The organism is Mesorhizobium sp. M0016, from assembly GCF_040324035.1.
Taxonomy (GTDB): Bacteria; Pseudomonadota; Alphaproteobacteria; order Rhizobiales; family Rhizobiaceae; genus Mesorhizobium.
Map to the genome: position 1 here is coordinate 320,719 of NZ_JAMYVM010000002.1, position 19,488 is coordinate 340,206.

General features: G+C 63.4%; 19 protein-coding genes. 9 read left to right on the plus strand and 10 right to left on the minus strand.

The window, feature by feature from the left end:
• Window positions 1–48: 48 nt before the first annotated feature.
• Window positions 49–927, minus strand: coding sequence for a LysR family transcriptional regulator (locus tag NKJ88_RS04390; protein WP_023714464.1), 879 nt, complete (start codon window positions 925–927; stop codon window positions 49–51).
• A gap of 151 nt (window positions 928–1,078) precedes the next feature.
• On the opposite strand from NKJ88_RS04390, the gene NKJ88_RS04395 reads away from it, so the two are divergent.
• From NKJ88_RS04395 to NKJ88_RS04410, 4 genes are all read left to right on the plus strand, one after another.
• A complete protein-coding gene (locus NKJ88_RS04395) occupies window positions 1,079–1,690 on the plus strand; it encodes a LysE family translocator (protein WP_023714463.1) in 612 nt (203 codons plus the stop codon).
• A gap of 120 nt (window positions 1,691–1,810) precedes the next feature.
• Window positions 1,811–2,407 carry an NADPH-dependent FMN reductase gene (locus tag NKJ88_RS04400; RefSeq protein WP_023701964.1) on the plus strand — a complete coding sequence of 199 codons (597 nt, stop codon included), beginning with the start codon at window positions 1,811–1,813 and terminating at the stop codon, window positions 2,405–2,407.
• Window positions 2,404–3,117 carry an orotidine-5'-phosphate decarboxylase gene (gene pyrF / locus NKJ88_RS04405; RefSeq protein ID WP_023701963.1) on the plus strand — a complete coding sequence of 238 codons (714 nt, stop codon included), beginning with the start codon at window positions 2,404–2,406 and terminating at the stop codon, window positions 3,115–3,117. Before NKJ88_RS04400 ends, pyrF begins: the two co-directional genes overlap by 4 nt.
• A gap of 13 nt (window positions 3,118–3,130) precedes the next feature.
• Window positions 3,131–3,418: a DUF1330 domain-containing protein gene (locus NKJ88_RS04410; protein ID WP_023701962.1), complete on the plus strand. Its 288-nt coding sequence runs from the start codon at window positions 3,131–3,133 to the stop codon at window positions 3,416–3,418.
• 18 nt (window positions 3,419–3,436) lie between these two features.
• Here the strand turns inward: NKJ88_RS04410 and NKJ88_RS04415 are convergent, their stop codons facing one another.
• From NKJ88_RS04415 to NKJ88_RS04450, 8 genes are all read right to left on the minus strand, one after another.
• Entirely contained in the window at window positions 3,437–4,648 is a 1,212-nt protein-coding gene (locus NKJ88_RS04415) for a low temperature requirement protein A (protein ID WP_023701961.1), read from the minus strand.
• A gap of 132 nt (window positions 4,649–4,780) precedes the next feature.
• Window positions 4,781–5,842: a D-alanine--D-alanine ligase family protein gene (locus NKJ88_RS04420; RefSeq protein WP_023701960.1), complete on the minus strand. Its 1,062-nt coding sequence runs from the start codon at window positions 5,840–5,842 to the stop codon at window positions 4,781–4,783.
• A 103-nt stretch (window positions 5,843–5,945) separates the two neighbouring features.
• Complete coding sequence (locus NKJ88_RS04425; RefSeq protein WP_023701959.1) at window positions 5,946–6,821, minus strand: SMP-30/gluconolactonase/LRE family protein; 876 nt, start codon at window positions 6,819–6,821, stop codon at window positions 5,946–5,948.
• Entirely contained in the window at window positions 6,821–7,462 is a 642-nt protein-coding gene (locus tag NKJ88_RS04430) for a 2-dehydro-3-deoxy-6-phosphogalactonate aldolase (protein WP_352443611.1), read from the minus strand. Before NKJ88_RS04430 ends, NKJ88_RS04425 begins: the two co-directional genes overlap by 1 nt.
• A gap of 22 nt (window positions 7,463–7,484) precedes the next feature.
• The gene (locus NKJ88_RS04435; RefSeq protein ID WP_352443648.1) at window positions 7,485–8,429 is read right to left on the minus strand and encodes a 2-dehydro-3-deoxygalactonokinase; all 945 of its coding nucleotides are present in this window, start codon (window positions 8,427–8,429) and stop codon (window positions 7,485–7,487) included.
• A 5-nt stretch (window positions 8,430–8,434) separates the two neighbouring features.
• A complete protein-coding gene (locus NKJ88_RS04440; RefSeq protein ID WP_352443612.1) occupies window positions 8,435–9,202 on the minus strand; it encodes an SDR family NAD(P)-dependent oxidoreductase in 768 nt (255 codons plus the stop codon).
• A 169-nt stretch (window positions 9,203–9,371) separates the two neighbouring features.
• Window positions 9,372–10,721, minus strand: coding sequence for a putative bifunctional diguanylate cyclase/phosphodiesterase (locus NKJ88_RS04445; protein ID WP_023681311.1), 1,350 nt, complete (start codon window positions 10,719–10,721; stop codon window positions 9,372–9,374).
• Window positions 10,722–10,821: 100 nt separating this feature from the next.
• Window positions 10,822–12,621, minus strand: coding sequence for a GtrA family protein (locus NKJ88_RS04450; RefSeq protein WP_352443613.1), 1,800 nt, complete (start codon window positions 12,619–12,621; stop codon window positions 10,822–10,824).
• A gap of 124 nt (window positions 12,622–12,745) precedes the next feature.
• Here NKJ88_RS04450 and NKJ88_RS04455 point away from each other — a divergent pair, with 124 nt between their 5' ends.
• From NKJ88_RS04455 to gshB, 3 genes are all read left to right on the plus strand, one after another.
• Window positions 12,746–13,750, plus strand: a complete 1,005-nt coding sequence (locus tag NKJ88_RS04455; protein ID WP_023821717.1) for a glycosyltransferase — start codon at window positions 12,746–12,748, stop codon at window positions 13,748–13,750.
• Window positions 13,751–13,754: 4 nt separating this feature from the next.
• The gene (locus NKJ88_RS04460; RefSeq protein ID WP_023821716.1) at window positions 13,755–14,129 is read left to right on the plus strand and encodes a GtrA family protein; all 375 of its coding nucleotides are present in this window, start codon (window positions 13,755–13,757) and stop codon (window positions 14,127–14,129) included.
• 135 nt (window positions 14,130–14,264) lie between these two features.
• On the plus strand, window positions 14,265–15,218 hold the full coding sequence (gshB, locus tag NKJ88_RS04465; RefSeq protein ID WP_023821715.1) for a glutathione synthase: 954 nt from the start codon (window positions 14,265–14,267) through the stop codon (window positions 15,216–15,218).
• Between the two features lie 92 nt (window positions 15,219–15,310).
• On the opposite strand, the gene NKJ88_RS04470 is transcribed toward gshB, so the two are convergent.
• Complete coding sequence (locus NKJ88_RS04470; RefSeq protein ID WP_023714454.1) at window positions 15,311–16,384, minus strand: glycosyltransferase family 2 protein; 1,074 nt, start codon at window positions 16,382–16,384, stop codon at window positions 15,311–15,313.
• Between the two features lie 184 nt (window positions 16,385–16,568).
• Here NKJ88_RS04470 and NKJ88_RS04475 point away from each other — a divergent pair, with 184 nt between their 5' ends.
• Together NKJ88_RS04475 and NKJ88_RS04480 are read left to right on the plus strand one after the other, a co-directional pair.
• A complete protein-coding gene (locus tag NKJ88_RS04475) occupies window positions 16,569–17,633 on the plus strand; it encodes a glycosyltransferase (RefSeq protein ID WP_155923791.1) in 1,065 nt (354 codons plus the stop codon).
• A gap of 245 nt (window positions 17,634–17,878) precedes the next feature.
• Window positions 17,879–19,411, plus strand: coding sequence for a YifB family Mg chelatase-like AAA ATPase (locus NKJ88_RS04480; protein ID WP_023692982.1), 1,533 nt, complete (start codon window positions 17,879–17,881; stop codon window positions 19,409–19,411).
• Window positions 19,412–19,488 lie beyond the last annotated feature (77 nt).

Below are 19,488 nucleotides of genomic sequence, written 5' to 3' on the forward strand. Positions count from 1 at the left end.
CGTCTCCCGAAGGAAGCTCGATTGAGGGTCGATCCACATCCTTGACTGTTATCCGCCTCGCAAACTCGTGGCGACTTCTCTGATCGCCGCGCACATGGCCCGCACGGCCGTTGCTTCGGCGCTGCTGGAGAACAGAAGCAGCAGAGGCCGACGCGCACGCGGCTCCAGAGGACGCCTCGCGACGGTTCGCTGCCAATCGGCCGGAAACGCCAGGCCTGGCGCAATCGACAAACCGCGCCCGGCCCCAACCAGAGCAAGCAGCGCCGCCATATCGCTCGCCGACAGGATGACAACTGGCGCAACGCCAAAATCCTGGAACAATTCGGCAAGCATTGGTCCGCAGCCGCCGCTCGACATGATGAATGGCTGGCCGTCGAGAGCGCGGATCGGAAATGACCCGCCTTGGACTGAGTTCTTTTGCGATGACGCCACAAAGAGTTCGTCGTCGACAAGTTCCTCGGCTTGGCAATTGCCGGCGATGTAGGACAGTCCAATATCGGCGGCACCGCGATCGACCCACTCCGCCACCTCGGTATCCGTGCCCAAGAGCAGTTCGACAGCAAGCTCCGGGTGCCGGACGGAAGTAATGTTCAACGCATATGGAGCAATCTTTACCGAGGCGCTGCTGACCAGCGCGAGCCGTACTCTGCCTTTGATGGAGTGTTCCCGTAGGCCGGCAAGACGGCCTAAAGCATGCAAAGCGGCGCGCGCCGCATCCAAAGCCGCCTCGCCGGTTGCGGTGAAAGCGACACCGCGCCGATCACGTATGACGAGGGGCGCGCCAACGATCTCCTCCAGCGCCTTCATTGCATGGCTTATGGCCGATTGAGAAAGACAGAGCCGCTCGGCGGTTTTCGTGAAGCTGCGCGTCTCGCTGAGCGATGTCAGGACGCGCACCATTGTGATGTTGATATTAGCTTTGTTCATGGCTGCCGAATATCTTTCATTTCGCTCATATTAAAGGGCGCTGTAGGTTTGTGAAGATGAGGGAAACGACCCTCGAAATCGCGGCGAGCGGCTTCCTGGCCTCTCTGGCATGCAGGCGTGCGGTACGACGAGCCTGAAATTGGAGCTTCGCATGAGCTACCTTCCGCAATTCCTGACACTTGCTTCAGTGTTCCTGCTCGGCGCCATGAGCCCGGGACCCGATTTTGTAGCCGTGACTTCCCATGCGCTGATCAGCCGTCGCGCGGGGTTCCATGTGGCGCTTGGCATTGCCGCAGCGATCATGGTGTGGGCGGCTCTCGCGATGTTTGGCCTGGGCCTCGTGCTGACGCAGATTGCATGGGCTCACCTTGCCGTCCGGATCGCCGGCGCCGTGTATCTCGGTTACCTGGGCAGCAAGATCCTTTTGTCGGCTTGGCAGGCGCAGCCACCGCTGGCCGTCAGTGGCGCAGAGACTACGGCTCCCTGGCGAAGCGGCTTCGTTGTCGGAATTACAAATCCGAAGACGGCCGCCTTCTTCGCGAGCCTGTTCATATCGGTATTGCCGATGCAGGCTCCGATCTGGGTCCAGGCAGTGTCCCTGGCCATAATCGGGCTGGTCGCGATGGCGTGGTTTGGGCTTGTCGCGCTAATGTTCTCCACAAGAAGGGTTCGGTCGGTATATGGCAGCGTCCGCAGGCCGATAGATGCCTTGCTCGGAGTTGCACTCATCGCGCTGAGTGCAAGAATTGCGGTCACCCACTAGCAATAGCCCAGCTGCTCGGCACACCTTCGCGCGCTTGCCCCCCGATCGTTTCCGTTTTTTGGGCCAGTGCGTTGATTTGCGCAGCCTCTGGCTGTACCTGTCCGGGAACAAGAGTGGCCAATGGCTGTGATCGCGAAAATCCTCGTCTTCGCCGGCTCGGTGCGCAGCGGCGCCTTCAGCGGCAGGACCGCCGATGTGGCGCAGAAGGAGCTGGCCATGCAAGGCGCCGAGGTGACGCGCATTTCGCTGGCCGACTATCCGCTGCCGATCATCGACGAGGACCTCGAAAAGGAAAAAGGCGTTCCCGACAACGCCGTGAAGCTCGGCCGGCTGATCGCCGCCCATGACGGGCTGCTGATCGCGACGCCGGAATATAATGGCTCGATCCCGCCACTGCTCAAGAACACGATCGACTGGGTAAGCCGGGTGCGCCTCGATGGCGGCTGGCCGGTGAGGCCATTTGTCGGCAAGGTCGCCGGCCTGTGCTCGTCTTCGAACGGACATTTCGCCGGGATCCGCTGCATCAACCATCTGCGCGCCGTGCTGGTGCGCTGCCAGCTGGAGATGGTGACGCCGGAATGCTCGGTATCCGATGGCGGCAGTGCCTTCGACGGCGACGGCAATTTCAGGGATGATAGACTGACCAAATCGATGGAGCACCTATGCCGCACGCTGATCGAAACCTCGCGCATGCTATCGACCCGGACCGGGGCATGATTTCCACAGCCATGCAGGCCCATACCATGAGAGACAGGCTGATCGTCGGCCTCGACGTGCCGACGGTGAAAGAGGCCGAACAGGCGGTGCGCGAACTCGACGGCGTCGTCTCCTTCTACAAGATCGGCTATCAGTTGGCCTTCGCCGGCGGGCTCGACTTCGCCAGGGAGTTGGCCAGCGGCGGCACCAGAATCTTCCTCGACATGAAGCTGCTCGACATCGACCACACGGTGGCCAAGGGTGTCGAGAACATCGTGCGCATGGGCATGACCATGCTGACCATCCACGCCTATCCCAAGGCGATGCGGGCCGCGGTGGAGGCCGCCAGGGGCAGCGACCTGTGCCTGCTGGCGGTCAGCGTGCTGACCTCGATGGACGAGCAGGACGTGATCGACGCCGGCTATGAATATGACCCGCACACGCTGGTGCTGAGGCGCGCCGAACAGGCGCTGCATGCAGGCATGGGCGGCGTCGTCTGCTCGGCCGAGGAGGCGGAAGCGGTGCGCCGCATCGTCGGACCCGACCTGGCGGTGGTGACGCCGGGGATACGGCCCAAGGGCAGCGACCATGGTGACCAGAAACGCGTGGTGACGCCCGGCCAGGCGATCCGCAACGGCTCCAGCCATCTTGTTGTGGGCCGGCCAATCGTGGCGGCAAGCGACAGGCGCGCGGCGGCGGAAGCCATACTGGAAGAGATGCGCGCCGCGTAACGAGGAGAAGAAAATGCGCAAGGGATACTGGATAGCCCGCGTCGATGTGCGCGACGCTGAAGGCTACAAGGACTATGTCGCTGCCGCCAAGCTCGCTTTCGACCGTTTCGACGTGAAGTTCCTTGCCCGTGGCGGTGAGCATGAAAAGGCCGAGGGGCCTGGCCGCGCCCGCAATGTCATTATCGAGTTCGAATCGCTCAGCGCGGCGCATGACTGCTACCACTCGCCGGAATACCAACGCGCCGTCGCCATCCGTCAGAAAGTGGCCGATGGCGAGATCGTGCTGGTCGAGGGTATCTGACGCGCGAAGCTGCTCTGCTCAGTGCGGCGCTTCCTCCTGCGCCAGCACCTCCAGTTGATGGCGGTGCCCCGACAGCTCATAGCCGACAACAGTGACGGCCGGCGCTAGCGTGAGTAAGATGAGGCAGACCGCCATGTCGACGTCGGCAATGGCGGCGATGATGCCAAGTGCGACGACCGCAGCCGTTCCCGCCAGCAGCCAGACGTGGAGGGGATCGAAGCGCTGGACGAGATAATAATACAGCGCATAGATCGCCCCCAGGAACACGCCTAGCGGAATGGCGACTGACAGCAGGGTCGCTACCGGGCCGTTATGGGTCTTGTGCTCGATGAAATAGGCCGCGACATGCAGCCCGGCGCCGGTGGCGACGATGGCAGCGACGATCACCATCTGGCCATAGCCCCAGACGAAGGAACGGCTGCGGTGCTGGTGCAGCACCGTCCCCGAGGGCAGCATGTAATAGACCCACCACATGCCGAAGGTGAGACCCATTCCGGCAATGCCGATCAAGGCGGCATCGAGGTTCCAGCCCTGCTCCTCGACCACGGCCGACAGCGTCGCCAGCGTGCCGATCACCCCTTCGCCCAGCGCGATAATGGCGAACAGGCTGTAGCGCTCGGCGACGTGATGCGCGTGCCAGGGCGTGCCGCCATCCCGGCGTTCGGCGATGACCGGTCCGGCAAGCTCGATGAGAAGCAGGACCGCGCCGAAAGCCAGGCTCGTCGCCAGCGAGAAATCGACCAGGATCTGCACCACCCAGCCGATCTGGGCGATCGCGATGGCGATGGCATAGGTGAGACAGGCACGCCGCCGCCCAAGGTCCTGCCGCGCCGCGCGCAGCCATTGGAAGATCATGGCGACGCGCATGATGACGTAGCCCAGCACCATGACCGAATTGTTGAGGTGTTCGCCATGCTCGATCGAGGCGAACATGCGCGGCAGGCCGATGGCCAGCACCAGCACGCCGATCATCTGCACCATGGTGACGAGGCGGAAGATCCAATCGTCGGTGTCATAGGCGGAGGAAAACCAGGAGAAATTGATCCACGCCCAGCAGATGGCGAAGCTGGCAAAGCCGAAGCCGATCAGCGCCGCCGCGTAGTGGCCCTCGGCCAAGGCATGCGCCAGTTGCGACGAGGCAAGGCTGAAGGCGGTGACGAAGGTCAGATCGAACAGCAGCTCGAGCGGCGTGGCGACGCGATGCGCCTCATGCGGATCGCGCCCGGTCATGCGCCTTATGTGATGATGGAGGGAGCTTGCTGGTGTGCTCATAGCGCGGCCTTGCCTGAGGACTGTCCCGCGACACTAAAGGTGGAGCAAAAGCCGTCAAGGCGCGGTAGGTCGCGCTGGTCCCTCGACCGTTCAGATCGCCTGTCGGTTCAGTCGGTTCGCCGCCGTCTCGGCAACCGCATCGGCCAGCGTCATGCCCCATTGCATCAGGCAATAGGCGCGGAAATCGAAGCAGGGCAGGCCGGGACAGACCTCGAACTCGATGAGGTGGACATGGTCGTTAGCCTCGACCCTGAAATCGAGGGAAAACACGTCTCGCAGGCCGAGCCCGCTGACCAGCCGCTCGGCGATGCGGCGGATGGTTGCCGCGGCTGCCGGCTGGGTGTCGGCAACCGCCTCCAGCACCGGCTCGCTGTATAGTCCAGCCGCCTTGGCGGCCTCGCCGGTGTCGCCGTAAAGCGCCATCGAGTCCGCCATGGTCTGGAAATCGCCGCCGGAGTCGACGAATGCAACGCCGAGCGCTTCCGCCCCGGCATCCGTTTGCAGCCCAAGGAAGCTGGCGCGGACATTGCGACCGCCGACATAGGGCTGGACGACGACATCGTCGCGATAAGCGGCATAGACCCGCCGGCTAAGCTCCAGCGCATGGGCCAGGTCGTTGCAGCGTGAATCCGGCCAGATGCCTACCTTGGAGCCGAGCCGGTTCGGCTTGACGAACCAGCCGGCTTCCGAAGCTGGCGGGTCGGCCAGCCAGCGGCCGTCGCGGGCCAGGCCTGCCTGCGGCGCCGGCAGGCCGAGCGCGCAAAGCACGGCGCCGGAACGGAACTTGTCCTGGCAAAGCGCGAACAGCGCATCGTCGGCTCCGATGGTTCTAAGCCCATTCAGCCTGGCAAGTGCGGGCGCTGCAGCACCGCGGAAATAGGCAATGCCGTCGGTCAGCGTCCAGACCAGCGTGGTTGCGGGATCGGCCTTCGCCAGCGCGCTTGCCGCATCGTCGAGTGCAACCGGCATAAAGGCGAGGCCGCGCTTTTCACAAGTGGTCGCCAGTTGATCGAACTCAGGAGCGAGATCGGTCGACTGCGCCAGATAAGACGAGATTTCCAAGGCGCGCTCGGCGGGAAAGCCGTCGGCGACCAGCCTGTCGAAACAGGCCTTTTCCGGCTCGTGGACGAGGATCAAGGTCGGGCGCGGCATGGGTCAACGCTTCTCGGTGATGCAGCCACACCATCGCACGGCCAATGCGATCGGCTTGCGCGAAATCGACCCGCGCCCGACGCCTGCACGACAACCGGTACGCTCAGGCGATCAGCACGCGCGGCTCGAAGCGGCCGTTGACGGGGATGTCGAGCAGGAAGGTCATGCCGGCCTGTGGGTCAAGCTTGCGCTGCTTGTCGTCCTTGCCTTTCCAGGCCGAGGTCACCGCCAGCCGATCGGCCTTGGCGCCGACAAAGGCCGGGCACGAGGACTGCCCCGCCGGCGTGGCAATTTCGCGCAACAATGTGCCGTCCGGCGCATAAGCCTTCACCGCCTTGCCGCCCCAGACCGCGTTCCACAGCACGCCGTCGCGGTCGACGACCGAGCCATCGACATAGCCCTTCGACGAGCGATGGTCGACGAACACTTTGGACTCGCCGATCGGCAGACCCGTTGCCGGATCGCAGGCGACGCGCATCAACAGGCCGGTCGCGGTATCGGTGTAGTAGGCGATCGTTCCATCCTGCGAGAAACAGATCGAGTTCGACACGGTGATGCCGGTGTAAAGCGTGCGCAATTCTCCCTTGAAGAACCAGTAGATGGCGCCCGCGCCCTTCTCCTCGCCCTTGCCCATCGTGCCGACCCAGAAGGCGCCACAAGGGTGGACGCGCGCATCGTTGGAGCGGGTCAGCGCATTGTCGGCCTCGATGGGCGTATGCAGCGTCAGCTTGCCGGTCGAGACGTCGCGGACATGCAGGCCGGTCTCGGTGGCGATGAGCTGGCGATTGTCGTCGATAATGGCGATGGCGCTGGCCATCTGGCCGAGCTCATGGACCTTCCGCGCGCCGGACGTGACACCCTGCTCCAGCAAAAGCCCGTTGACGATGTCGAACCAGAACAGCGTGTCGGTGGCGGGATCGTAGCTCGGCCCCTCGCCGAGTTCACAGACATGGTCCGAAAAAACCGAAACGTTTCCCATCATGCCGCTCCGCCGAAGGCCGCATCCCAGGCCGTCACCGCCGCCCGGGCGCGCGAGGCCACCTCGTCGACGCTCATACCAGGTTTGAACAGGCTGGAGCCAAGACCAAAAGCAGTCACCCCAGCGGCTTTGTAGCCGGCAAAGTCTTTGTCCGAAACGCCGCCGACGGCGCCGACCACGGTATCGGCCGGCAGCACGGCCCGCATCGCCGAAATGCCGCTAGGCCCGAGCACGCTTGCCGGGAAGAATTTGAGCGCCGAAGCCCCAAGCCTAATCGCCTGAAAAGCTTCGGTGGGGGTGAACACGCCTGGCATCGTCACCATGCCATGGTGCATGGCGCGGGCCATGACTTCGGCATCGATGTTGGGGCTGACCAGCAGCCTCCCGCCGGCCTTGGCCAGGGCGTCGACATCGGCTGAAGTCAGCACCGTGCCGGCGCCGACCAGCGTTGTCTTGGGCAATGCGGTGACAATGCTGGCGATCGATAAAAACGGCTCCGGCGAATTGAGCGGCACCTCGATGGCTTCGATGCCGGCGTCAAACAGCGCCTGGCAGATGGCAACCGCCTCGCTGGGTTTGAGGCCGCGCAGAATGGCGATAAGACCACGCTTGAGCTTCGGGAAGGGGGCGGTCTGGGTCACGCTGTCACTCCACTCTGGTGAGTCATTTGGCGATCATGCCATTTTCCCGCGCTGCCTCGATAAGGCCGGCACGCACCGCCTCGTCGGCGTCGACCGTCCTGACGGCAAGCCCTGCAACGTCGAGCGCCTGGCGGTAGAGGGCTGCTAGCGACCCCGAGGCGACCAGCACGATTGCGGTGGTGCTTTCGCCATAGCGGCGGCCCGCCGAGGCGATCTCGCCGCCGATCAGCAGGCCGGACAGGCAAGCGGCGGCATCGTCGGCCTTGAGGTCCTGCAGCAGGCCGGCGGCGCGGATCGAGAACAGCCGCGAGGTGACATCGCCGCCCTCGGCCAAAGCCTTGCGGCACCATTCCTGGAAGAACGGATTGTCCGGAATGACCGGCTTCGGGCTCTCGCCCAGCGAATGGCGCAGGATCGAGTGAGTGGCCAGCACCGAAAACAGCTCGCCGGTCGGCCAGGTGCAGAAGCCGTCGACCGCGCCGTCTTCGACCAGAACCCATTTCGAATGGGTGCCGGGCATGCAGACGAGATGGCGACCTTTTGCCGGCAAACCGGCGCCGGCAAGCTGGGTTTCCTCGCCGCGCATTACGTCCGGCGCATCTTCCAGGCGCTGCGCCAGGCCAGGCACGATGCGGATGTCGCGGCGCTGGCCGGGAATGCGGGCGGCCCCCGCGAGGATGGCACTGAGCGGCGCCGGCAGGGTGACGTAAGGCGCTTCCAGCCAACCCTGGCGCGAGCCGGCCATGCCGCAGATGATGACCGGCAGTGTGTCAGGTGCGCCGAGCGCCGCCAGATGGCCCTCGAGGATGGTCGAAAAGCCTTTTTGCTGCGCGGTGATCAACCCATCATCGCCGCGACGCTCGGCAAGCACCCCGCCCGCCTCGTCGACCAGCCAGACCCGCATGCGGGTCGTGCCCCAGTCGACGGCGGCGACTGCTGGCGTGCCTTTTGCCGGATTTTGATTCACCGGGCTCACAGGAAACCCCCGTCGACGATCAACATCTGCGCCGTCAGCATACGCGAGGCGTCGGAGGCCAGGAACAGCACCGTGCCGACGATGTCGTCGGGCTGCATGACCTGCTTGATGCATTGCTTGGCGACATGGGCGGCGAGCCTCTCCTCGGTGACCCAGAGTTCCCTTTGCCGGTCGGTGATCACCCAGCCCGGCGCAATCGCATTGACGCGGATGCCGTCGACCCCAAGCTTGCCCGCGAGACCTTTGGTGAGGCCGAGTATGCCGGCCTTGGCGGCGGTGTAGGCCGGCATATCGGGGTGGTTGATGAGATAGGAGGTCGAGGTGAAGTTGATGATCGACCCGCCGCCGGCCCGCTTCATGCCCGGCGCGACCGCCTGTGCGGTGAAGAAATGCGGGCGCAGATTGACGGCGAGATTGTTGTCCCAGAACTCGACGGTAACGTCGGCGACCTCGTGGCGTTCGTCCCAGGCGGCATTGTTGACCAGCACGGTGACGTCGCCATGCGCCTCAGCCGCTTTGGCGGCCGAAGCGCGCAACGCCTCGACGTCACGCAAATCGGTCTTGAGGTAGAGCGGTCGCCGGCCAAGTTCTTTTTCGACGCGGTCGGCAAGCAGCGTGCTTGGGCCATCGGCGATGTCGATGAAGGCGACATGGGCGCCCTGGCGAACGAAGCCCTCGGTCAGTGCCGCACCAATTCCAGAACCGCCGCCGGTGATCAGCACCGAGGCTCCCCTGAGGTCGGCAAAATCGGCCGATGGCATCATATTTTTCTCTCCCGATCCGGACGGCGCGCATCCTATCCAGCCAAGTCCGGGGAGCAAGGGCGAAAACGGCGATTTGTTTGGCTTATGTCAGACAAAAGGACGCAAGATGGCGGCCACAGTCGATCTTGGCTCGCACCGCTGACTTGCTCGACGCAGGCAAGACCGCCGGTCAGACTGCCTTGGCGTAGAGGGCGCCGCGATAGGAATCGCGGAGGTAGCCGAGCGTGGCGTCGGCATCGACCGGTTTGCCGAAGAGATAGCCCTGTCCGCCGGCGCAGCCGAACTGGACGAGGCGGTCGGCCTGCGCCTCCTCCTCGATGCCTTCGGCGACGACATCCATGCCGAGCCCTTCGCACATGGCCAGAATGGCGCGGATGATGTGTTCCGACGGGCGGTCGTCGAGGATCGAGGAGACGAAGGCGCGGTCGATCTTGAGCTTGTCGAAATGGAATTCGCGCAAGCGGCCGAGCGAGGACTGGCCGGTGCCGAAATCGTCGAGCGAGACTCGGATGCCGACGCGACGCAGGTCCTCGACGATCTTCTCGGCCGAGGCCGGATCGTTCATCAGGCCGGTTTCGGTGATCTCGATCTCCAGCCGTCGCGGATCGAAGCCGGTGCGGTCGAGGATCGACAATATGTGCAGGCCGGTGTTCTGGTCGACGAGCTGCGAGGGCGACAGGTTGAAGGACAGGAACAGGTCCTTCGGCCAGCTGCGCGCCGCTTCGGTCGCCTTGCGCAGCACCAGCTGCGATAGCGGGCCGATGATGCCGCGCTCTTCGGCGATCGGGATGAACACGGTCGGCGGCACCACGCCGAGGTCGCGATCGGTCCAGCGCGCCAGCGTCTCGAAGCCGATGGTGCGGCGGGTGGTCAAATCGACGATGGGCTGGAAATGCGGTTCGACCTCACCGGCCGAGACGGCACGGCGCAGCGCCTGTTCGATGCGGGTGACGCGCTTGGCCGCCTCTTCCATTTCGCGGGTGTAGACGACGACGCGGCCACGGCCCGAACGCTTGGCGTGGTAGAGCGCCGTTTCGGCCTTGTTGACGAGGATTTCCGTGGTTTCGTCGCCGGAATAAAAGAGCGAGCAGCCGACCGAGGCCGAAAGCCTGGCGGTGCGTTCGCCGACATCGTAGGGCGCCGACAGGATTTCGATCATCATGCGCGACTTCTCGGCCGCCGCCTCCTCCGAGAACACCATCGGGTAGAGGAAGGCGAATTCGTCGGCGCCGATGCGGCAGACCGTAGAGTGGCTGTCCATCGAGGCGCGCAGCCGCATCGCCACCTGGATCAATATGTCGTCGCCGGCCTTGTGGCCGAACAGATCGTTGATCGGCTTGAAGCCGTCGAGGTCGAGAATGCCGACCGTGAACGGCGCGGGATCGTCCGCACGGTCGCTGATCAGGCGATCGACCTTGTCGAAGAAGCGGCGATGGTTGCCAAGCCCGGTCAGCGCATCGGTGAACGCCAGATCCGAGTTTTCCCTGCTTGCCTGCCCGGTGCCAAACGTCGTTTGCATCGGTATCCCTGTTTGTGACGCCCGAAATTTAGGCTGAGACTGGCAGCAAAGCGTTTAGGAAGCGTATCGCGAAATCGATTTTTCGCTGGCGAATGATGCTTTAGCGGACGCGGTAGAGTTCGACCGGGTCTCCGCGCGTTTCGGCCACCGGTTCGAGCCAATCGGGGACGCTTCCCTGCATAATCCCGGCCAGGAAGCCTTGCGGCGCCTTGGCGGCGAGCACCTTGCTTTCGGCGCTGCCGCGGCAGAGCGCCACAAGGCCGACTTGATGAGCCGCCGCGATCATCCTCGCCTGGTCCGCCGATCCGAGGAAGGCATCGAGCGCAAGCAGGTCGCCGGCGATGTTGCGATGATAGGGGCCGGCAAAGACGCGGTGCCCGGAATATGCAAGGATGGGCGAGCCAAGATTGGAAATGGCAAGCACCGTGGTGTCCGGCAGCCGGGCCAACGCCGCGAAGGAGGCCTTGCGCTCGCAGGACGGATCGCTGTCGGTGTCCTGTGCCTCGACCGAGACCTTGCTGGCCTCGAATACGCTCGACGTCGCGGCGGCAGCGCCGGCCCAGACGGCATTCGCCGACACCAGCCAGACCGCCGCCATGCGCAGCGATACGCTGCGCGCAGGGCTGATCCTCGCCCGTTCGCGCCAGCTTGCGATCCAGGCCGACAGCGGGATGACGGCAAAGGCGATCGAGAATGTCGAGCCGCGGACCTGCCAGGCGCTGACGATGAAGGCGCCGACCAGCAAGGCGCCGACGAGGCTGTCCTGGCGGCGCCATGGTCCGCGCAGGCGAAGCGCCATCAGCGCGATCGCCACCAGCGGCGTGACATAGCGCGCCGCCAGCGAGGCCGGCTCGCTGGCAGCAATACTGAACAGCGACTGCGCCTCGTCAATGTGATCGAGCCACAATTCCTTGAGGCGCGGATCGAGGTTTGCGTAGGGAGCCGCAAGGCATTGCGGAAACAGCGCCGCGACAACGGCGCCCAGCACAAGCGCGAGCAGGCTAAGCGAGATCAGGCGGCGGCTGGCCGTGCCATTGGACACCGTGAGCGACGTCACGGCGGCAAGCCCCAGTCCGGCGATTGCCGCGACGACGAATTGCACGGCCGAGAAGGCATCGCACTGCGGCTGGCCCATGGCCGATGGCGGGATGGTGGTGACGAAGACGAGGGCTGAAACCCCGGCAAAGCCGAGACCGAAATCCCTGGCGATCCGGCGTTCGCCGCCGGGATCGACGACGAACAGCAAAGCGATGCAGGCGCCGATGGTGGCGACATAGGGCGCGGTTTCCATGCCGACGGCCAGCGTCAGGGCCGCACACAGCCCGGAAATCAGCGCCGCCCAGCGACGCGCCGGCGCCTCGAGCAGCAGGCTGAGGCTGGCCAAGGTCAGCGTCAGCTGGACATTGTGATGATCGAGCGCACCCGGCAAGAAAATGCCGATGAAATGCAGCGCCGCCGCGCCGATAACGACCGCCGGCAGCACCGCGCCGACGCCGGCGAAGCTGCGCGCCGCACGGGCGAGGAAGAACACCGCCAGGCAAAACAGCAGCGCCGGCCACAGCACCTGCGCGATGGCCTCGGCCGTGGCCATGCTGCCGGTCAGCGCCAAGACGGCAAGGATGATGGCGGCGAGCGGTGCATCGACCAGCCGCGACCAGTGCATGACGAAACCGCCTTCCGGCCCCATCCTGTACTGATGCAGGTCGAACCAGCCCTGGCCGGCCAGCATGTCGCGAACCTCGACCAGCCGCAGCAGGCTGTCATTGTCGCCGCCGGCATTGCTCAATTCGCGAAAGCCCGTGGCGGCATTGACCGCCAGCACCACCAGCATGGCAAGCAGCGCCAGCGTCATATCGGACTTCCAGGAGGAAGCACCCGCCTTGGCTGCGTTCATCATCATGACCTTCGTCGGAAAGACTGCGGCCTTAAACCTAGCCTTAACAGCTTCAATAAATAGTAAAGTCGCCTGAGCGAGGCCGCATATGAGCGCGGCCGGAGGCTCCGCCGGGTGTCGGGAGACGGAAATGCCGCACGAAGTCCGCCATGAGCCGGCCATTGCCGTGCTCCTGCCTTGCTACAATGAGGAACTGACCATCACCGAGGTGGTGCGGCGCTTTCGCGAGACGCTGCCATCGGCCGAGATCTATGTCTATGACAACAATTCCAGGGATTTGACCGCGCTCAAGGCGCGCGCAGCGGGCGCCATCGTCGTCCGCGAGCCGCGCCAGGGCAAGGGCAATGTCGTGCGGCGCATGTTCGCCGACATCGATGCGGACATCTATCTGATGGCCGATGGCGACGGCACCTATGCGCCGGAAGATGCCTCGCTGCTGATCAACATCCTGCAGACCGAGCGCTGCGACATGGTGGTTGGCACCAGGCGCGGCGTCACCGACGATGCCGGCCGTTCCGGCCATGCCTTCGGCAACCGCATCTTCAACAGCCTCTACAAGCGGCTGTTCGGCGCCGACTTCACCGACATCTTCTCCGGCTACCGCGTCTTCTCGAGGCGTTTCGTCAAGAGCTTTCCCGCGGTTTCCGGCGGCTTCGAGATCGAGACCGAAATGTCGGTGCATGCCTCGCAGCTCAAACTGCCGGTGAGCGAGATCGCGCTCGATTATGGCCGCCGGCCTGAGGGATCGTCGTCGAAGCTGTCGACCTATCGCGACGGCGCCAGGATCCTGTGGATGTTCGCCATGCTGATGAAGGAAACGCAGCCGCTGCGCTTCTTCGGCGCCTTCGCGATTTTCTTCCTGGCGTCGAGCCTTGCCCTGATGACGCCGGTGCTGATCGAATTCGCCCAGACCGGCCTCGTGCCGCGCATGCCGACCTGGGTGCTGTCGGTCGGCCTGCTGCTGCTCTCGATGCTTGCGATGGTGACCGGATTGATCCTCGATTCGGTATCGCGCGGACGCGCCGAGCAGAAGCGCATTTTTTATCTCTCGGTGCCGTCGGGCCGGGTCGAACGGCGCGAACGCACTGGTGAAATCCCGAAGGCCGAACCGGGCAAGACGCCCCGGGCCGCCTGAGGCCGTGAGCCGGCTCGTCCGCTTCGTCCTGGCCGGCGGCGTTGGTTTCGTCGCCGATGCCGCGGCGCTCTGGCTGCTCTTGGCGGTGACGCCGCTCGGTCCCTTCGTCGCCCGTGTCCTGTCGATCGGCTTTGCGCTGTGCGTCACCTGGCAGATCAACCGGCACCTGACCTTTTCGCCGTCGAGCCGCGGCGTGGCTAGCGAGGGTGCGCGCTATGGCGGCGTCGGCATCGCCACCAGCATCGTCAACTATCTCGTCTACTGCGCCATCCTGTTCGCGCTGCCGGCAATGCCGCCGCTGGCGGCACTTGCGATCGCCTCGCTGGTAGCGATGGCGCTGTCGTTCCTCGGTTACTCCCGGCTGGTCTTCGACTGTTAGGGGGTCTGGGCCAAGCAAGCGCGATTGGCAGAAGCCGCCAAGTTCCGTATATCGGCGACTTGCCTTGCCGCAATTCCGGACGGAAAACCGCTACGCACTTTTCCTGGACTTGCTCGACCCGCTGGAGACCAAAAGATGACCCTGAAGATCGCCGTCCAGATGGACCATGTCTCCACCGTCTCGATCGCCGGCGACACGTCGTTTGCGCTGTCGCTGGAGGCGCAGCGGCGCGGGCACCAGCTGTTCCACTACACGCCGGACCGGCTGTCGATGCTGGGCGGCAAGGTGTTTGCCCGCATCGAGGAGATGAAGCTCCGCGACGAGAAGGGCAATCATTTTTCGCTGGGCGACAAGGTGCGCACCGACCTGTCGGAGATGGATGTGATCCTGCTGCGCCAGGATCCGCCCTTCGACATGAATTACATCACCACCACGCATATTCTGGAGCGCATTCACCCGAAGACACTGGTCGTCAACGACCCGGCCTGGGTGCGCAACAGCCCGGAAAAGATCTTCGTCACCGAATTCCCCGATCTGATGCCCGAAACGCTGATCACCAAGGATCCCCAGGAGGTCGCGGCCTTCCGCAAGGAATTCGGCGACATCATCGTCAAGCCGCTCTATGGCAATGGCGGCGCCGGCATCTTCCATCTCAAGGGAGACGATCGCAACCTCGCCTCACTGCTCGAAATGTTCGCCCAGCTGTCACGCGAGCCCTACATCGTCCAGCGCTATCTCAAGGACGTACGCAAGGGCGACAAGCGCATCATCCTGATCGACGGCGAGGCGGTCGGCGCCATCAACCGCGTGCCGGCCGACCACGATTCTCGCTCCAACATGCATGTCGGCGGCCGCGCCGAAAAGACCGAGCTGACGGAGCGCGAACGCGAGATTTGCGCCCGCATCGGCCCGTCGCTGAAAGAGCGCGGCTTCATCCTGGTCGGCATCGACGTGATCGGCGACTACATGACCGAGATCAACGTGACCTCGCCAACCGGCGTGCGCGAAGTGCAACGCTTTGGTGGCGCGGATATCGCCAGCCTGTTCTGGGACGCGGTAGAGGCGAAGCGGCGGAATTTGGCCGCGTAGTGTGCGTTGCTACGGAGGACTTTGGTGGGTCCAGAGAAGCATCGAAAGATGCTCTTTATCGGGTAAGACTGCCGAGCAAGCGGCTCATCAAATCAAACTATGTCCCGGAAGCGCCGAGGCCTCAGTTTCGGAGGAAGGAGACCGATAAGTCTGGTCTGCAATTTTCGCTGTGGTGTTGCCCAGTCTTTCAGCAGAAAACCCGCATCGGAGTTCTTTTCCAGCAATGCAAAAGCCGCAGACAGTCCGATCAGGTCGACCAAGGTCCTGCGCATTGAGTGGCGGGAGATTAAATGCGCCAGTCCCGGCGCCACTTCGCACCAACGATTGGCCAGTGCCCGCCGTATCGCTATTTCAGTATCAGGCGACATCCTGCCGAGGCCAACTCCGGTACCCAGGATGCGCCCGTCCGCCCAGCCATTGCCGCCGTGAAGCCGATAACTGCCAAGAGCCCGCCCAATCCTCACGGTTCCGCCGATCATATGGGCGGCACGAGCCATATAACCATCGGCACATATCCTTATTTCGTCCGGATCGGATGGACGCATGATTTCAAGCGGAGCTCGACGAAACATCATCCCCGATGTGGTTGACCAAAACCAACCCACGGTACCCCGATCAATAAATAATAATGTCGGGTCAGCTTCGGTGTCGACATGCAGGTAGCCGCTCATTTTCGGCATCGATCGCGGGTCGTTCAGGTGGAATACGGGATGACCGCCCGCAAGCAGGTTGCCGGCCGTATCTATCACCACCTCATCGGAGCTCGACATTGCCGCGATACGGGTTTGGCTGAGATGCGCTCTCACATGGCATTCTATGAAGTCAGGATGCCAAGCATCGTCACCGTCAAGAAAGGAGATCAGGGGCCCGGCTGTCGCGTCAAGCCCGGTCATCATTGCTGTCAACTGCCCGCCATTTTGCAGTCGGGGCAGAAAGCGGAAACGACTGTCGCCAAGCTGGGACAGACACTCTTCAATCCTTCGGCGGGAACCGTCGGTCGAAAAATCATCGACCACCACGCATTCGAACGCAGTGTATGTCTGCGCCGCTACGGATCGGATCGCAGTGTCGATGAATGCCTCTTGATTGAAACAGCCTACGCAAACGGATACGGTTGGTAGCGCGATGTGAGAACCAGCTCCGCTTGGGACGATGTTTTCTTTCAAGAGGCGCTTCTCCGTACACCAGATTTGATCGCCTGAGATATTCCGTCGATCAAATGGCGGTGTTTCTTTGCCAAATTTCTCTCTATCGAAGCGAGTTTTTCTCCGCACTCAAGATCGCAATTGCCGCATGTTGACCCTACAGCACGGGTATCGCCCTCCTACCAAATTCGAGATTGTCAGAGCCATGCTGCGTCATGGCCACAACCTCAGAAAAGGGCACCCTTCCGCGAAGTCGCAACCTGCTCTTCAGGCCAGTTTGCTGTCGGACGATCCGTTCATATCCTATTCGGGAATGTCCGGTACGCCGCTCGGACTAGCAAGTCATATGCCTTTCCGTCCACGCAGCCACCGCGCCTGGTTTCTCATCTCGCCAACCTGGTCCATCGAAAACAGTGCTAGCGTCAAAACCATCCGGACCTATGCCGTTCTGCATAGACTCAAGAACCCCCGTCACTCGCTAATCTTCCTATCCAACACTCAGGCAGAGGCTGATCTGTTGAACCAGTCCGGCGAGGCCGCCGTCCTGCACAACAAGACGTCAACAACCTCCGAACACATATTCAGGCCTCTCGATGACGTCCCTGTAGAATTTGATGCAATCTACAATGCGCAGCTGGCTCCGTGGAAGCGCCATGACTTGTCGCTTGGCATCCAGCGTTGCGCATTTGTCTTCTATCGAGATTCAAGCGGATCCTCCACGACGGAGTCGGAAAGAGCGCGAATAAATCGGCATAGGGAGCTCGCGCCGCATCACGTCTTTATCAACGAGTTTGACGGCACCGGCAAGCCTGTCCGATTGGCACCGGCTCAGGTGAACACGCATCTAAATCGTGCAGCCGTGGGAATCTGTCTCTCTCACCTGGAAGGACCAATGTTCGCAAGCACGGAATATCTTCTCGCGGGGCTTCCAGTGGTCACGACGCCGAACCATGGCGGCCGAGACCTTTATCTGGATGATGACTATTCGCTTACAGTTCCACCCGATCCTCGATCCATCGCGGAGGCTGTCTTAGCGCTGAAGGAGCGACGAATTCCCCGGGATTACATTCGTTCGCAAACTTTGAAACGAATCGAACGAGACCGCGGGCGGTTCATAGACCTTGTAAACGAGATTTTTCTGGAGAGCGGCTCTTCGCGCCGGATCGCCCTGCCTTGGCCTTTCAGATATCCTGTCATGGAGTGGCTTCCACCGCAGGTCGCGATCGATCGATCGCTTTCAGGTTCGGTCGATGCCTTCATCACCGCTTAGAAGCAACACCCTCAGATTGCCGAAGGGCCTAGGCGCTTGTTAACGCGGTCGAGGAGGCGGAGCAGCCGTTCCATTTGGCTTAACCATCTTCCGTTTTTGCAACCGGCACAGCGCGCTGCAACCACGATCGCATGTTCCTGTAATGTTCTTGCCTTGGCCTGAAATCTATGGTTGTCTTGTCCCTGACGTCGCTCGCGGTCTGAACCACAAGGCCGAGGCGAGCCGATATCCGGGGGCAGAGCAAGATGGTGGCGCGGGTTCGCACGGTGGCTTTCCAGGGCATCGAGGCCGTGCCGGTCGATGTCCAGGTGATGATCGCGCCGGGCAAGGTCGGCATGCAGATCGTTGGGCTGGCCGACAAGGCGGTGGCCGAAAGCCGCGAGCGCGTGCAGGCGGCACTGCATGCGTCGGGGCTGTCGATGCCGTCGAAGAAGGTGACGGTCAACCTGGCGCCTGCCGACCTGCCCAAGGAAGGGAGCCATTACGACCTGCCGATCGCGCTCGGCCTGATGGCAGCACTCGGCGCCATTCCCGGCGACATGCTGGCCAGCTATGTCGTGCTCGGAGAATTGTCGCTCGACGGTACCATTGCCGCGGTGGCCGGTGCGCTGCCGGCGGCGATCGGCGCCAATGCCGAGGGAAAAGGCCTGATCTGCCCGTTCGGCTGCGGGCCGGAAGCGGCCTGGGCGGGCAAGGATTTCGACATATTGGCGCCGCGCAGCCTGATTGCCATCGCCAATCATTTTCGCGGCACGCAGGTGCTGTCGCGGCCCGAGCCCGGCATCCATGTCTCGGCCCGCGACCTGCCCGACCTCTGCGACATCAAGGGCCAGGAAAGCGCCAAGCGGGCGCTGGAAGTGGCGGCGGCCGGCGGCCACAATCTGTTGATGGTCGGGCCTCCCGGCTCGGGAAAATCGATGCTGGCGCAGAGGCTGCCCTCAATTCTGCCGCCACTGGCACCGAAGGAACTTCTTGAAGTCTCGATGATCGCCTCGGTGGCCGGCGAGCTCGGCGAAGGCAAGCTCACCGACCGGCGGCCGTTCCGCGCCCCGCACCATTCGGCCTCGATGGCGGCAATGGTCGGCGGCGGCATCAGGGCGCGGCCGGGCGAAGTATCGCTTGCCCATAACGGCGTCCTGTTCCTCGACGAGTTTCCCGAATTCACGCCGCAGACCTTGGATGCGCTGCGCCAGCCGCTGGAGACCGGCGACTGCATGATCGCGCGCGCCAACCACCGCGTCACCTATCCAGCGCGCATCCAGCTGGTGGCGGCGATGAACCCGTGCCGTTGCGGCATGGCCGGCGAGCCCGGCTATCGCTGCCTGCGCGGCGAACGCTGCCGCACCGATTACCAGGCGCGCATCTCAGGCCCGTTGCTCGACCGCATCGACCTCAGGATCGAGGTACCGGCGGTCTCGGCCGCCGACCTGATCCGGCCCGACCGAGCGGAGAAAAGTGCCGCCGTCGCCCAGCGCGTGGCGCGCGCCCGCACCATCCAGCGCGAACGGTTCGAGCGGCTCGGCGTGACCAGCGCGACCACCAACGCGCATTGCTCGCCTTCTGTTATCGAGGACATCGCGATGCCGGATGCCGCCGGCCTGTCTCTGTTGAAGGACGCCAGCGAAAAGCTCGGCTTTTCCGCGCGCGCCTATCATCGGGTGCTGAAAGTGGCGCGCACGCTGGCCGATCTCGAAGCCAGAGAAACCGTCGGCCGCATTCACCTGGCCGAGGCGATTTCCTACCGCATGATGTCGGAGCGGGTGGCGCAGGCGGCGTAACGCTCCTCCTTGAGGGGAAGGTGGCCCCGAAGCGGCAGGGTGGGGGTCGCCGAAGAATGGTCGATCTTTTTGGAGCC

Excerpts from the sequence above, each read along its gene's own strand:
- NKJ88_RS04390 (WP_023714464.1), bottom strand. The coding sequence starts at position 927 with ATGAACAAAGCTAATATCAACATCACAATGGTGCGCGTCCTGACATCG.
- NKJ88_RS04415 (WP_023701961.1), bottom strand. The coding sequence starts at position 4,648 with ATGACCGGGCGCGATCCGCATGAGGCGCATCGCGTCGCCACGCCGCTC.
- NKJ88_RS04445 (WP_023681311.1), bottom strand. The coding sequence starts at position 10,721 with ATGCAAACGACGTTTGGCACCGGGCAGGCAAGCAGGGAAAACTCGGAT.
- NKJ88_RS04455 (WP_023821717.1), top strand. The coding sequence starts at position 12,746 with ATGCCGCACGAAGTCCGCCATGAGCCGGCCATTGCCGTGCTCCTGCCT.
- pyrF (WP_023701963.1), top strand. The coding sequence starts at position 2,404 with ATGATTTCCACAGCCATGCAGGCCCATACCATGAGAGACAGGCTGATC.
- NKJ88_RS04450 (WP_352443613.1), bottom strand. The coding sequence starts at position 12,621 with ATGATGATGAACGCAGCCAAGGCGGGTGCTTCCTCCTGGAAGTCCGAT.
- NKJ88_RS04440 (WP_352443612.1), bottom strand. The coding sequence starts at position 9,202 with ATGATGCCATCGGCCGATTTTGCCGACCTCAGGGGAGCCTCGGTGCTG.
- NKJ88_RS04410 (WP_023701962.1), top strand. The coding sequence starts at position 3,131 with ATGCGCAAGGGATACTGGATAGCCCGCGTCGATGTGCGCGACGCTGAA.
- NKJ88_RS04480 (WP_023692982.1), top strand. The coding sequence starts at position 17,879 with ATGGTGGCGCGGGTTCGCACGGTGGCTTTCCAGGGCATCGAGGCCGTG.
- NKJ88_RS04395 (WP_023714463.1), top strand. The coding sequence starts at position 1,079 with ATGAGCTACCTTCCGCAATTCCTGACACTTGCTTCAGTGTTCCTGCTC.
- NKJ88_RS04425 (WP_023701959.1), bottom strand. The coding sequence starts at position 6,821 with ATGGGAAACGTTTCGGTTTTTTCGGACCATGTCTGTGAACTCGGCGAG.
- gshB (WP_023821715.1), top strand. The coding sequence starts at position 14,265 with ATGACCCTGAAGATCGCCGTCCAGATGGACCATGTCTCCACCGTCTCG.
- NKJ88_RS04420 (WP_023701960.1), bottom strand. The coding sequence starts at position 5,842 with ATGCCGCGCCCGACCTTGATCCTCGTCCACGAGCCGGAAAAGGCCTGT.
- NKJ88_RS04475 (WP_155923791.1), top strand. The coding sequence starts at position 16,569 with ATGCTGCGTCATGGCCACAACCTCAGAAAAGGGCACCCTTCCGCGAAG.
- NKJ88_RS04400 (WP_023701964.1), top strand. The coding sequence starts at position 1,811 with ATGGCTGTGATCGCGAAAATCCTCGTCTTCGCCGGCTCGGTGCGCAGC.